Genomic DNA, 12,682 nt, shown 5'->3' with positions numbered 1-12,682 from the left:
AGAGGGTGTGTTGGTGCAGTGAGCACGCCCGTCATGGGCGCTTCTCCCGTGGCTGGGATGATGTGCGCAGCCACGCGGTGGAGTCCGGGGGAAGCAGGCCGGCATTCAGCGGACTGCTGCTGAGCAGAATGCTCAGGTGTTCGGGAAGTTCGAGAGGGGCCTGCGAGAGATTTGTCACGTTCAGGAAGCTGTCGCCCCGACTGAAAGCGAGCACGTCCGGCTGCGAGTGCAGCCAGGTCAGCGGGCCATCGCCGAGGCCAGGCTCACGACGACGCACCCGCAGCGCCTCGCGGTACAGCCACAGCATCGAGGAAGGGTCGCTCTGCTGCGCCTGCACGGTCAGTTCGGCCCACGCCGCGGGCTGCGGCAGCCACGGTTCGGCTGCTGCTGACCCGGCAGCGGCCGGCTCAGGGCTGAAACCGAATGGCGAGCGGATGCCGCGCCATGGCAGCGGAACGCGGCATCCGTCACGCCCCGGGTCGAGTCCTCCCGAGCGAAAATGCATGGGGTCCTGCAGCCGATCGTGCGGGATGTCCTCCACCTCGGGCAGTCCGAGCTCGTCGCCCTGGTAGATGTAGAGCGAACCGGGCAGTGCGGCGCTCAGCAGCGCGGCGGCGCGGGCCCGGCGCGTGCCCAGTTCGAGGTCGGTCGGGGTTCCGACGCGCTTCGTCGCGAACGCAAACGACGAATCCTGGCGCCCGTAGCGCGTCACCGGGCGCGTGACGTCGTGGTTGGAGAGTACCCAGGTCGAGGGCGCTCCGACGGGAGCGTGCGCGGCCAGCGTCGCGTCGATGGATTCGCGCAGCTCGGAGGCGTTCCACGGCCGGGCCATGAAGTCGAAGTTGAAGGCGGTGTGCAGCTCGTCCGAGCGAAGGTACATCGCGAATCGATCGATGTCGGGGAGCCAGATCTCCCCGACGAGCACACGGGTGCCGGCATAGGAGTCGGCGACGCTGCGCCAGCTTCGGTAGATGTCGTGCAACTCGTCGCGGTCGGTGTTGGGGTGTTGACCGGGCGCCGGATGCTGCGGCACCTCCGGCAGCGCGGCATCCTTCACCAGCAGCGCGGCCGAATCGATGCGCACCCCCGCGACGCCGCGATCGAACCAGAACTTCAGGATCTCCTCGTGCTCACGGCGCACATCCGGGTGATTCCAGTTGAGGTCCGGCTGTTCGGGGGTGAACAAATGCAGGTACCACTCACCCGGTGTTCCGTCCGCATTCGTCGTGCGCGTCCAGGTGTCACCCGAGAAGTTGGATACCCAGTGATTGGGCATCTCCGCCGCGGCCGGCCTGAACCAGAACCGCTCACGTTCGGGTGATCCCGGCCCCGCCGCCAGGGCCGCCTGGAACCACGGATGCCGGTCGGAGACGTGGTTGGGCACCACGTCGATGATCGTGCGGATGCCGTAGTCCAGCGCCTCGGTGATGAGCGTCTCCGCGTCGGCGAGGGTTCCGAACGCGGGGTGGATCTGTCGGTAGTCGGCGACATCGTATCCGCCATCGGCGAGCGGCGACGCGTACCACGGGGTGAACCAGAGGGCGTCGACACCGAGATCACGCAGGTAGCCGAGGTGCGCACGCACCCCCGTCAGGTCGCCGGTACCGTCACCATCGCCATCCGCAAAGCTGCGAATGTACACCTGGTAGATGACGGCACTACGCCACCAGAGTGGGTCTTCCACGGACGATTCCCTTCGCGTTCGGCGAGCGGAATCGTTTGGCCGCGGCGCCGTGTGGCCAAATGTAACCTTCTCGACAAAATGACGCAAGAACTAAACTTCTGGTAAATGGCTTGCGTTAAATTGCGCGCGTTTGCGCGGCGCCGTCTGGCGCATGGTTAGCGAACGGCGGGCCCCGTCGATGAGCGCACCACGAGCTCAGGCTCGAAGAACAGCTCGTCCGTGATGGCCGAATCGCTGGAGATCTGCCGCAGCAGCAGCTCGATCACCATGCGACCCATCGGCTCGATCGGCTGACGCACCGTGGTCAACGGCGGATCGACGCTGTTCATGAGCGCCGAGTCGTCGTAGCCCACGATGGAGACGTCACCCGGCACACTCAGCCCCGCGCGGCGGGCGGCGCGGATGGCGCCGAGGGCCATCGGATCGCTCGCACATACGATGGCCGTCACCCCCGTCTGCAGGAGTCGGGTCGCCGCCGATTGGCCGGCCTCGAGCGAGTACAAGGAATGCGCGATGTGCTGCGGTGGCAACGTCTCGCCCCAGCCTGTGATGATGCGTTCGGCCGCGGCGAGTTTGCGACGCGAGGGCATGTGATCGCGCGGACCCAGAACGAAACCGATGCGGGTGTGACCCAGCTGGCGCAGGTGGTTCAGGGCCTGTTCGGTGGCCACCGCGTCGTCGCAGGAGACCGTGGCAAAGGTCAGAGACGGCACCGGGGCGTTGACGAGCACGGTCGGCAGTTTGAGTTCACCCAGCCTGGCGTAATGATCGTGCGGTGCATCGAGTTGGGCGTAGAGACCGCCCACGAAGACAACCCCGGAGACCTGTTGCTGCAGCAGCAACTCCACATAGTCGGATTCGGAGATCCCCCCGGCGGTCTGGGTGCAGAGCACGGGGGTGTAGCCGTTCTGGGCGAGAGCTCCGCCAATCACCTCGGCGAAGGCGGGAAAGATCGGATTGTGCAGCTCGGGGAAGACCAGGCCGACGAGCCGCGCACGTTCACCGCGCAGCTTGGTCGGCCTCTCATAGCCGAGAACATCCAGCGCCGTGAGCACCGCCTGGCGCGTGGCCTCTGACACCCCCGGCTTCTCGTTGAGAACACGGCTGACCGTGGCCTCGCTCACGCCTACTTTGCGGGCAACCTCGGCCAGTCGTCGGGACATGGCGACATTCTACGCAAGAGCACCGCAATTGTGCGCAACTTTTTTACATCGTGGGCGCTTACGATGAGGGGATGGCGAATCGAGTCATCGCGCTGGCGCGTTCCAGCCACCCCGGCCCGACCATCGTCGTGACCGTCGTGGCGACCGTGCTGGGCGTCGCCGTCTCCTATTCCTGGTGGCGCCTCATCGTGCTCGGCCTGGTGGTGCTGTGCGGGCAACTCTCCATCGGCTTCTCCAACGACTGGCTGGATGCCGGGCGCGATGCCGCGGTGAATCGCCGCGACAAGCCCACCGCGCTCGGGCAGATCTCTCCCGCCGTGGTGCGGCGTGCGGCGTTCGTCGCGGCCGCCGCATCCGTCGCCCTCTCCCTGCTGCTCGGACCGCCCGCCGCGATCGCCAATCTGCTCTGCTTCGGCATGGGCTGGGCGTACAACCTCGGTCTCAAGTCCACACTCGCCTCGATCGTGCCATATCTGTTGTGTTTCGGGCTGTTGCCCGCCGTCGCGACCCTCGGCCTCGTTCCGCCGCGGATGCCTGCGGCGTGGGTTCTCGCCGCCGGCGCGCTTCTCGGAGCGGCCGCCCACCTGACCAATGTGCTGCCGGATCTCGAGGATGACCGGAGCACCGGCATCCGGGGGCTGCCGCATGTGATGGGGGCGCGGGCATCCGGAATCGCGGCGTTCGTGTGCCTCGCGGTCGCGGGCGGCCTCGTGGCGTTCAGCGAGGGATCTCTGCGAAATCCACTTCTGGTGATCGGCTTCGCTCTGGGACTGGCCATGGCGGTGACAGGCATCGTGCTCACCCTCGCCCGACGCCCGACCCGCCTGCTGATGCGCCTGATCATGGCGGGGGCCATCGTGGATGTGGTGATGCTCGCGCTCACGGGGACGTCGATGCTGGCGTAGCCGCGTCGTGCTCCGCGGCCCGTGCGATAACGTCTGACATGTATTTGACGCCCATCGACGACGTGAATCCGCCGTCGACAGGTATTTCCGCTCCCGTGACGTATGAGGCGGCATCCGACAACAGGAAGGCGACGACCGCGGCCACCTCTTCCGGCTGGCCGGTGCGTTCGAGGGGGGTCAGAGCCAGCTGGGCGTCGGTCATCACGGCGGGTGCGGATGCCATCATGGGCGTCTCGATATAGCCGGGATTCACCAGGTTGACTCGGATGCCGCGCGAGCCGTATTCGGTCGCAGCCACGCCGCTAAGCCCTCGTAGGCCCCATTTGCTGGCCGTGTACGCGACAGTATGGTGCGGTGTCACGGCGGCTGCCGAACCCACATTCACGATGGACGCGCCGACGCCCATGAGGGGCGCGAGCGCCTGCATCCCCAGCATCGGGCCGGTGAGGTTGATGCCGATGACACGGTTCCAGTCCGACACGGCAACATCACCGAGGCGCGCGCGAAAGGCCACGCCGGCATTGTTCACAAGTCCGTGCACCCGGCCTCGATCGGCCAGCCATGACGCGAGCTCCGTCCACTCGGTCTCGGATGCCACGTCGAGGCGCCGGTACGTCACCGAACCAGAAAGCGCAGCTGCCGCATCGCACAGCCGATCCGCTTCCTCCCCCAGGTCCGTCGCTATTACGTGAGCACCGCTGGATGCGAGCGCGAGCGACTCGGCGGCGCCCTGTCCTCTGGCAGCGCCGGTAACGACTATCGTCTTTCCGGTAAGGCCCGGAAATGCCAGTGGAACCACGGATGTACCGGTGTCGGTCATGATGTCAATGGCCCTTCTGCGAATAGATCTGGGAAGGACTCTCACCGTACCCGGTCCGTGCCCCCGCGGCTGACGAGTTCCCGAGACATCGCTTGCCGATAAGGTCGAGGATGTACTGATCGGTCGAGCGAGAAAGGCAACGCGCGCATGCTCGAGGCTGAGCTACCGGAATACGGCGTGACCTGGTGTGCGTGTGATCGGTGAGGCCGCTGCGGTCGGCCCGGCGCGACCGCGCCTGACGCTGCCGATCCTCATCGTCATCGGCGCGCTCGGAGCCATCGGGCCGGTCGGCACCGACATGTATCTGCCGGCGCTGCCCACCATGGCTTCACAACTGACGACGACGGCAGCGTGGACCCAGCTGACGCTGACCGCGTTCAGCGTGGGGCTCGCACTCGGCCAGCTGTTGCTCGGCACTCTCTCCGACCGGCTTGGGCGGCGACGCCTGCTGCTCGGCGGTATGGCGCTGCTGGTGATCAGCGCGATGCTGTGCGCGACCGCGCCGACGGTGCAGCTGCTCATTCTGTGGCGCATCGTCATGGGCATCAGCGGTGCCGCAGGCATCGTGATAGGCCGCGCAATAGCCGCCGATCTCACCAGCGGCGCGGCCGCCGCACGGGTATTCAGCCTGCTCGGGCTCATCGCGGGAATCGGCCCGATACTCGGCCCCCTCTTCGGCGGGCTCGTTCTGGGCTGGGCTGGGTGGCGAGCCATCTTCTGGGCAATCCTGGTGTTCGCGATCCTGCTCCTGGCGGGAACGCTCTCGCTCATTCCCGAGACTCTGCCACAGTCAGCACGCCATACCGGCGGCTTCCGTGAGTTTCTGCGTACGGCAACCGGAATCCTCACGCGCAGGAGGTTTCTCGGCTATGCCCTGGCCTTCTGGTTCGGATTCGGCACGATGTTCGCGTATATCTCGGCGTCACCGTTCGTGGTGCAGCGCATTCTCGGATTCTCGCCGGGCCAGTTCACCCTCGTTTTTGCCTGCAACGCGGTCGGAATCGTGATCGCGGGATCACTGAGCGCCTGGCTCGTCGGGCGGGTGAAGGCATCCACCCTCGCCGCAATCGGCCTGACGGCACAGCTCGTGGCCTCGCTCACGCTGGTCACCGCCGCTCTCACCGCAAGCACGCAACCCGTCATCATTCTGCCAGCGCTCTTTCTCATCACGACGGGCGCGGGTTTCATCATGGGTAACTGCACCGCACTCGCCGTCGCCGGGATCGGCGCGCGCGGCACCGCGATGGCCCTACTCGGATGCGTACAGTTCCTCGTGGCGGGAACCGTTGCGCCCCTGGTCGGCCTCGCCGGCGAGACGAGTCTGGTTCCGCTTGCCGTTGTCACGCTGAGCTGTGTCCTCATTGCCCTGTGCGGCCTCGGCTACGGTCGGGCTCACCACTCCGAACTCGACTGAGCGGCGGTCGCCGACTATTCATCGCGGCGATATTGCTTATAAGAAACATCGTCTTCCCTGATATGCGCCCGACGCGCCACAGTGGCAGGTAGCACGGCAACGATGCCGCTCACCGGTGCCACGACCCGAATGGCGCCGGTGCCCCTTCATATATGGAGAGTGTTCAATGACGAACGATGTCGTAGGCGGTTCCCCCGGCGTAACTGCCATCGCCGAATCCACGATCAATCCGAAGACGGGCAGGCCTGCAGGAAAGCTGCAGGGCACGCTGCTTCTGATCGGCAGTTGCCTGCCGATCCTCGGCGCCGTGCTGTTGGCCCCGATCCTGCCGATTCTGAGCAAGGAATTCGTGAATTCTCCGGGAGCCGACGCGCTGGTTCCCCTCATTCTCACCATCCCCGCGCTTATGATCGCCATTCTCGCGCCCTTCGCGGGAGCCATCGTCGACAAGCTCGGCCGCAAACGCGTGCTGATCTGGGCGCTGCTCGCATACGCCGTGCTCGGCACGATGCCGCTCTGGCTCGACACGCTCAACATGATCGTGCTCAGCCGGGTCGGTGTCGGCATCACCGAGGCGTTCATCATGACGTGCTGCACGACACTCATCGCCGACTACTTCCACGGCAACAAGCGCAACCGGTACCTGGGTCTGCAGGCGATGGTCACGGCGCTGGCCGCGACGGTCTTCTTCGCGGTGGGCGGCGCGCTCGGCGCGGCGGGCTGGCGTACCCCGTTCTGGCTCTACGCCGTCAGCATTATCGTGGCACTGCTCATGCTCGGGGCCATCTGGCCGGTACAGCAATCTGAAGACGGCGCTGAACGCCAGGCCAGGAAGCTCGAGCCGATCCGCTGGCGCAGCCTGTTCCTGCCCTCGGGCGTTTCGATCTTCGGCGGCGTCGTCTTCTACACGCTCATCGTCGAACTGCCCTACGTGCTCGACGGTCTCGGCGTCACCTCCACCGCCACGATAGGCATCGCCACGGCGCTTGCCTCCCTGGCAACGGCTATCGGCGCATTCCTGTTCCGCTGGATAGCCCGGCACGGCGTCAAGCTGCTGCTGCCCCTCGCATTCGGCATCGCCGGCGTCGGGATGCTCATCGTCGCCTTCAGCGGATCCGTGCCCGTCGCGGTCATCGGAGCGGTGATCACCAGCTTCGGCACCGGCATCATGTTGCCGACCTTAGTCACGTGGGCCATCACCCGGCTGAGCTATGAGCAGCGCGGCCGAGGCACCGGGCTGTGGACGGCTGCGCTGTTCTTCGGCGAGTTCATCACGCCGCTGATCGTGCTCGCGCTCACGGCCCTGACGGGTGGGCTCGGGCCGGCGATAGCCGTCATCGGCGTACTCAGCCTGATAGCGATGATCATCATGCGCGTCGTGCTCGTGCGTGTTCCACAGCCGGAGCTGGCCGTCGCGACCAACTGATCGGATGGCGGGGCTCGCCAGCACTTCTCAGTGCTGCGAGCCCCGCACCCGGTTGCGCGGGCGAACGCGAGCGGGCGCGACAGGCGCCTGTGCGACGCCGGCGACGACGCGGTTCTCAATGAATCCGATGCCCTCGACATCCATACGCACGACATCGCCGTGCTGCAGCGGGGGCGGGGTCTGCGAGCCGCTGCGGCCCCAAGCCTCGGCGAGGCAGCCGGTGCCTGCCGTGCCACAGCCGAGCACATCGCCGGGCACCACCTTCGAATCACGCGAGGCGTATGCCACGAGCTCGGCGAACGGCCAGCCCATGTTCGAGAGCAGGTCGCGGCCGTACTCCATGCCATTGATCGAGACCGACATGGCGATGGGAAGAAAACCCTCGTCGTCATGCAGCTGCTCGAATTCATCGGCGGTGACGATCCACGGCCCGAGCGTGTTGGCGAAGTCCTTGCCCTTGCACGGGCCCAGACTCACCCTCATCTCTCGATTCTGCAGGTCACGAGCGGACCAGTCGTTGAAGATCATGTAGCCGAAGATGTGCCGATGCGCGGCCGATGGAGTGAGACTCACGCCATCGCTGCCCTCGACGGCGCCAATCACGGCGGCAACCTCGAGTTCGAAATCGAGCGCATGGCTATCGGCCGGCGCCGCAATGTCATCGCCGGTCGCCCGCACGGTGTGCGGGTTCGTGAAGTAGAAGGTGGGCGCCTGGTACCACTCGGCGCCGACGACATTGTCTGGCGAGCCGCCCTTGACCATGCCCTCGACGTGCTCCTCAAAGGCCACAAAGTCGCGCATGGCGGGTGGCTGCAGCGGCGGCAGCAGGCGCACTTCGGCGAGCCGAACGGGCTCGGCGGTCCCCACCGCGGCACGCCCGGCTTGCAGCGCCGTCTCGAGGCCACCGCGCACGAGGTCGAGCACACTGGTCCCTTCGGGCAGCGCGTAGGCCAGGTCGTCGACTATCACGCCCGCATGCTCGGCTCCGTCGTGTACCCAACTGGCAATCTTCATCGTTCGATCCCTACTTTCAGGCGCGCCGCGTTGCCGCCGGCGATGGCATCCGTATCCTGCTCAGACAACCCGGCCGCGCTCAGGCGCTGCACCGGATCGCTGACCCCCATATCGAAGGGATAGTCGCTGCCGAGCAGCACGCGATCGGCGCCGGCCGCCGCCACCAGCGCACGCACCGCATCCGGGGTGTGCACCAGCGAGTCGAAGTAAAGCCGGCGCAGATAGCTGGAGGGCACATTCGCGCAACCCTTCGCCTCGGGCCGTGTCTGCCAGGCGTGGTCGCTGCGGCCGAGAAAGGTGGGCAGGTATCCGCCACCGTGAGCCGCTATCACCGTGAGCGTGGGGTGTCGGTCGAGCACACCGGAGAAGATCAGGTGCGAGAGCGCCACAGCGTTCTCCACCGGCTGCCCCACCGTGTTCGACAGGTAGTAACGGTCGAGTCGTTCGTCGAGTGAGCAGCCGAAGGGGTGCAGAAAGAGCACAGCGCCGAGCTCGGCCGCCCGCGCCCAGAACGGTTCCAGTCGCTCATCAGAAAGCTCGACGCCCGGGGCGAAAGACGAGATCTCCACGCCGCGCAGCCCGCAGTCGAGAACGGCGTGCTCGAGCAGCTCCACGGACAGGCGCGGATGTTGCAACGGCACCAGTCCCAGCCCGGCGAGGCGGTCTGAGGCCTGCGCCACGAGGTCGCGCACTGCCTCGTTGGCGGCGCGTGCCACGGTGCGTGCCAGAGACTCGCCGAGAAACGGGTAGTAGTGCGACGGCGAAGGCGACACGAGTTGCACATCGACGCCGGCGGCATCCATGTCGGCGAGGCGACGATCCAGCTGGGTCAGCTGGGGAAAGCACGCGCCCACCATCGCCCCCGACGCGGCCATGGACTCGGCGCCGTTGCGAACAAACTCCAGCCGCTGGTGCGCCTCGAATCCGGCAGGGTCGCCGTCGACGACGATGTCCTGCAGGGCGGGAAAGAGCGCGTGCGCGTGCACATCCACCACGCGTGGCACGCTCATGCCGGCTCCGTCACGAGCGCGCTGATGCGCCCCATCAGGCCGGGCACGTCGGCCTTCTCGTCGTGGTCGATGAGCCATTGACCGAGCTGCACGGATGCCTCGACCACCGTTCTCGCGCGCGCCACCCGTCGACCGGTGAACGAACGCCACAGACCCTCGTCAAGACCATCGGCACCCAGAATCAGTTCGGCCAGAACCGCCGCGTCCTCCAGAGACTGGGCGGCGCCCTGCGCGAGCGTGGGAGGGCAGGAATGCGCCGCGTCGCCGATGATGACAACACATCCGCGGTTCCACGGTGCATCGACGACGTGAGCCTCGAAGAAGGTGTAGTTGACACCGCGCTCGGGCGTGATGAACGGCCGGATGTCGTCCCACGGCCCGTGGTATGCCTCGCTGAGCGCACGCATCCGTTCCACGCGCTCAGGGCCGCTCAGGGCGAAGTTCGCCGCATCCGCGGTCTCAACGATGTACGCGTAGAGCGAGTTCTCGCCGGTCGGGCAGTAACCCGCGATGTAGCTCGGGCCGCCATAGATGAGATCGGTGCGCGTGACGCTGTCGGGGCGCGGCGTGAACACGCGCCAGATGGCCATGCCGGTCGGCTCCGGCTTCGTGTCGATTCCGATCTGCGATCTCACCTGCGAGTGCAGCCCATCGGCCCCGATGACGAGGTCATAACGGGCCGTGCTGCCGTCAGAAAAGGTCACGTCGACGCCGTCGTCATGCTGTTCGAGCTGCGTCGCCTCCACGCCAAAGTGCACGTTCGCTCCGGCGTCGATGGCGCGCTCGACCAGAATGCGGGCGAGCTCCGGGCGCGGCATGCCGACCGTGGCGGGCAGCTCGTCTCCCCCGGTGCGCACATCCTGCATCTCCACCAGCAACGTGCCCTGCGGGTCAGGTGCACGCAGGCCCACGGTAGTGAAGGCGTAGCCGTGCGCCTCGATCTGCTCGAGCACGCCGAGTTGACGAAAGACGCGCAGCGCATTGCCCTGCAGCGTAATGCCGGAGCCGAGCGCGCTTACCTCAGCGTTCTTCTCGACGAGATCGACCTCGACGCCGCCTTCGGCCAGGAAGGTGGCGCTCGCGGTGCCGGCGATGCCGGCTCCGACGACCAGGACGCGGTTGGCTGCGGGCATTTTTACTCTCCTTTGAGTGGGGATGAACGAGTTACTTGACGGCTATCGGGTTCACCGGTGAGCCGACCGCCTTGGTGAACGGAATAGGAGCCGCGGTCAGAAAGAAGTCGTAACGACCATCTGTGGCGCAGTCCTTCGCGAGGGCGTCGAGATCCCACAACTCGCCGATGAACAGACCCATGTTCGGGATGGCTATCTGATGCAGCGGCTGGAAGGCGTCGTCGAACTCGTTCGGGCGCACCTCGAAGCCCCAGGTGTCGGTGGCCACCGCGGCAACCTCGTGCCCGTGTAGCCATCCGGCCGTCGTGAAGGACAGCCCGGCGGCAGGACCGCCGGCGTATTCCTCCCATCCGTCACGTCGAGCACGGGCGAGCCGGCCCGTGCGCACCAGCATGATGTCGCCGGTGCCGATGTGAGACGACTCCCCTTGTGCCTCGATCGTCGCATCGAGGTGCTCAGGGGTGATGGCGAAACCGTCGGGAAGTTCACCGTTCTCGCCGAACTGCGCGCCAACATCCAGTAACACGCCGCGGCTGACGAAGCGGTCACGCGTCTTCTCGATGCCGGTGACCTGGTCGCCCTCACCCGTGACCACCTCACCGCAGTCCCGACCGTTCCAGGCGCGACCGCGATCGAAGATATGCCCGAGGCCATCCCATTGCGTTGATGACTGCAGCGGCATGAACACGACGTCGTCTGCCCCGCCGATCCCATGCGGAAAACCCTGGTTGCCGCGGGCCGCGTCTACCCCGGTGTCGAGCATGGTGTGCACCGGGTTGGTGCGCCGACGCCAGCCATTCTGCGGGCCGTCGGTGTCGAAGAGCTGCGAAAGCGAGAAGGTGGTGCCGCGACGAATCAATCCGGCCGCCTCGACGCGCTTGGCCTCGTCGATGAAGTTCAGGGTGCCCCACACATCGTCCTCGCCCCAGCGCCCCCAGTTGCGGTACGCGTCGGCGGCCGACTCGATGGCGGCGAGCGGATTCCTCGGGTCGAGCGGGGGCAGGTGTGCCGCTTTCTCAGCCACGGTTCGCCTCCCCTGCAACGCGAGTTCGCTGGCTTCCCAGTCCAGTGATGGTGCTCTCCATGACATCGCCGTCGCGCAACAGTCTGCCCCAGTGCGCGCCGTTTCCTGCAGGGCTGCCGGTGAGAATGAGATCCCCCGGCTCCAATGAAGTGGTTTGCGAGGCGGCCGAGACGAGCTCGGCGACGGTGAACAGCATGTCCTCGGACGATTCGTTCTGCATCACCTCACCGTTCAGGCGCAACGTGAGCGTGAGCTGTTGCGGGTCATCGATGAACTCCGCCGGTACCAGCCACGGCCCAAGGGGCAGAAAGCCGGGCGCGTTCTTGGCACGAAACCAGTCAGTGCCGATCTCGGGCATGTCGCGTCGAAAGACGAGGTCGCGGGTGGTCAGGTCGTTAACTATCGTGTATGCGGCGACGTGATCGAGAGCCTCCTCGGGGCTAACACGAAAGGCCGTCGAACCAATCACGGCGGCCAATTCCAGCTCCCAGTCGTGGCGCTCCGAATAAGCCGGAAGCATCACCTCGTCGCTGGGGCCGGTGACGGCCGAGGGAAGCCCGATGAAGAAGTACGGGATGCCATTGACCTTGCGCTCATCCATGATCGCGGCGGTCTCGGCCCGCACCTGTTCCTCGGTGCGGCCACCGGAGAGGTCCGCGTGGCTGACCGCCAGGTCGATGACGTGCGTGCGGTAGTTCGCTCCGGCCTGAAGAATTTGTCGCGGCACGAGCGGTGCCAGCGGCGTGACGGATGCCAGCGGCAGCCAGATACCACTGGCTGTATCCGCGGCCAGAGCCTCGAGCTTCGTGCGGTTGGCGTGCCAGTCACGCAGCAGCAGCTGGCTGGCCTCGGGCGTGGAGAGGTCGAGACCGGCAAAGCTCGACGCATCGGCGCGCAGATCGCGTGCCTGCTCACCCACGGCCAGTGCCGTGAACGAACCGTCCACTCCCGCGACGTATCCCAGAGCCCACTGTGATGATTCGGTCATAGAGGGGCTCCTTGATTCGGTGTGCATGCCAACGGACGAGCACGCCCGATGACCTCACTCTGCCGTCCCGGGCGTTATTCGGCAAGATGATGTTGCTTATA

General features: G+C 66.3%; 11 protein-coding genes. 3 read left to right on the top strand and 8 right to left on the bottom strand.

Annotated elements, in window-relative coordinates; translation table 11 throughout:
• Positions 1–31 precede the first annotated feature (31 nt).
• Positions 32–1,684 carry a glycoside hydrolase family 13 protein gene (locus tag ASC63_RS11825; protein WP_200936867.1) on the bottom strand — a complete coding sequence of 551 codons (1,653 nt, stop codon included), beginning with the start codon at positions 1,682–1,684 and terminating at the stop codon, positions 32–34.
• Positions 1,685–1,839: 155 nt separating this feature from the next.
• On the bottom strand, positions 1,840–2,847 hold the full coding sequence (locus ASC63_RS11820; RefSeq protein ID WP_055813486.1) for a LacI family DNA-binding transcriptional regulator: 1,008 nt from the start codon (positions 2,845–2,847) through the stop codon (positions 1,840–1,842).
• A 71-nt stretch (positions 2,848–2,918) separates the two neighbouring features.
• Between ASC63_RS11820 and ASC63_RS11815 the strand changes: the two genes are divergently transcribed.
• Positions 2,919–3,752, top strand: coding sequence for a UbiA family prenyltransferase (locus ASC63_RS11815; protein ID WP_055813483.1), 834 nt, complete (start codon positions 2,919–2,921; stop codon positions 3,750–3,752).
• Here the strand turns inward: ASC63_RS11815 and ASC63_RS11810 are convergent.
• Positions 3,727–4,572, bottom strand: a complete 846-nt coding sequence (locus ASC63_RS11810; protein ID WP_055813480.1) for an SDR family NAD(P)-dependent oxidoreductase — start codon at positions 4,570–4,572, stop codon at positions 3,727–3,729. The two genes, ASC63_RS11815 and ASC63_RS11810, sit on opposite strands and share 26 nt — an antisense overlap.
• A 187-nt stretch (positions 4,573–4,759) precedes the next feature.
• On the opposite strand from ASC63_RS11810, the gene ASC63_RS11805 reads away from it, so the two are divergent.
• Positions 4,760–5,986: a multidrug effflux MFS transporter gene (locus ASC63_RS11805; RefSeq protein WP_055813477.1), complete on the top strand. Its 1,227-nt coding sequence runs from the start codon at positions 4,760–4,762 to the stop codon at positions 5,984–5,986.
• A gap of 166 nt (positions 5,987–6,152) precedes the next feature.
• Positions 6,153–7,412, top strand: a complete 1,260-nt coding sequence (locus ASC63_RS11800; protein WP_055813474.1) for an MFS transporter — start codon at positions 6,153–6,155, stop codon at positions 7,410–7,412.
• A gap of 27 nt (positions 7,413–7,439) precedes the next feature.
• Here ASC63_RS11800 and ASC63_RS11795 read toward each other — a convergent pair whose 3' ends face one another.
• From ASC63_RS11795 to ASC63_RS11775, 5 genes are read right to left on the bottom strand one after another with little or no spacing between them, the layout of a single operon-like run.
• Positions 7,440–8,426 (bottom strand): fumarylacetoacetate hydrolase family protein, encoded by a 987-nt coding sequence (locus ASC63_RS11795; RefSeq protein ID WP_055813470.1) that lies wholly within the window; start codon positions 8,424–8,426, stop codon positions 7,440–7,442.
• Positions 8,423–9,436, bottom strand: a complete 1,014-nt coding sequence (locus ASC63_RS11790; protein WP_055813468.1) for an amidohydrolase family protein — start codon at positions 9,434–9,436, stop codon at positions 8,423–8,425. Before ASC63_RS11790 ends, ASC63_RS11795 begins: the two co-directional genes overlap by 4 nt.
• Positions 9,433–10,569 (bottom strand): FAD-dependent monooxygenase, encoded by a 1,137-nt coding sequence (locus ASC63_RS11785; protein WP_055813465.1) that lies wholly within the window; start codon positions 10,567–10,569, stop codon positions 9,433–9,435. Before ASC63_RS11785 ends, ASC63_RS11790 begins: the two co-directional genes overlap by 4 nt.
• Positions 10,570–10,600: 31 nt before the next feature.
• A complete protein-coding gene (locus ASC63_RS11780) occupies positions 10,601–11,593 on the bottom strand; it encodes a cyclase family protein (protein WP_235492223.1) in 993 nt (330 codons plus the stop codon).
• Positions 11,586–12,581, bottom strand: a complete 996-nt coding sequence (locus ASC63_RS11775; protein ID WP_157487665.1) for a fumarylacetoacetate hydrolase family protein — start codon at positions 12,579–12,581, stop codon at positions 11,586–11,588. Before ASC63_RS11775 ends, ASC63_RS11780 begins: the two co-directional genes overlap by 8 nt.
• Positions 12,582–12,682: the final 101 nt, after the last annotated feature.

It is taken from the genome of Leifsonia sp. Root112D2, from assembly GCF_001424905.1.
Classification (GTDB): Bacteria; Actinomycetota; Actinomycetes; order Actinomycetales; family Microbacteriaceae; genus Root112D2.
Note: the sequence above shows the minus strand (reverse complement) of the source record. Positions and strands in the feature narration are given on the sequence as shown.

Bases quoted from the DNA above. Each gene is read 5' to 3' on its own strand.
- ASC63_RS11820 (WP_055813486.1), bottom strand. From the start codon at position 2,847: ATGTCCCGACGACTGGCCGAGGTTGCCCGCAAAGTAGGCGTGAGCGAG.
- ASC63_RS11815 (WP_055813483.1), top strand. From the start codon at position 2,919: ATGGCGAATCGAGTCATCGCGCTGGCGCGTTCCAGCCACCCCGGCCCG.
- ASC63_RS11810 (WP_055813480.1), bottom strand. From the start codon at position 4,572: ATGACCGACACCGGTACATCCGTGGTTCCACTGGCATTTCCGGGCCTT.
- ASC63_RS11800 (WP_055813474.1), top strand. From the start codon at position 6,153: ATGACGAACGATGTCGTAGGCGGTTCCCCCGGCGTAACTGCCATCGCC.
- ASC63_RS11795 (WP_055813470.1), bottom strand. From the start codon at position 8,426: ATGAAGATTGCCAGTTGGGTACACGACGGAGCCGAGCATGCGGGCGTG.
- ASC63_RS11790 (WP_055813468.1), bottom strand. From the start codon at position 9,436: ATGAGCGTGCCACGCGTGGTGGATGTGCACGCGCACGCGCTCTTTCCC.
- ASC63_RS11785 (WP_055813465.1), bottom strand. From the start codon at position 10,569: ATGCCCGCAGCCAACCGCGTCCTGGTCGTCGGAGCCGGCATCGCCGGC.
- ASC63_RS11775 (WP_157487665.1), bottom strand. From the start codon at position 12,581: ATGACCGAATCATCACAGTGGGCTCTGGGATACGTCGCGGGAGTGGAC.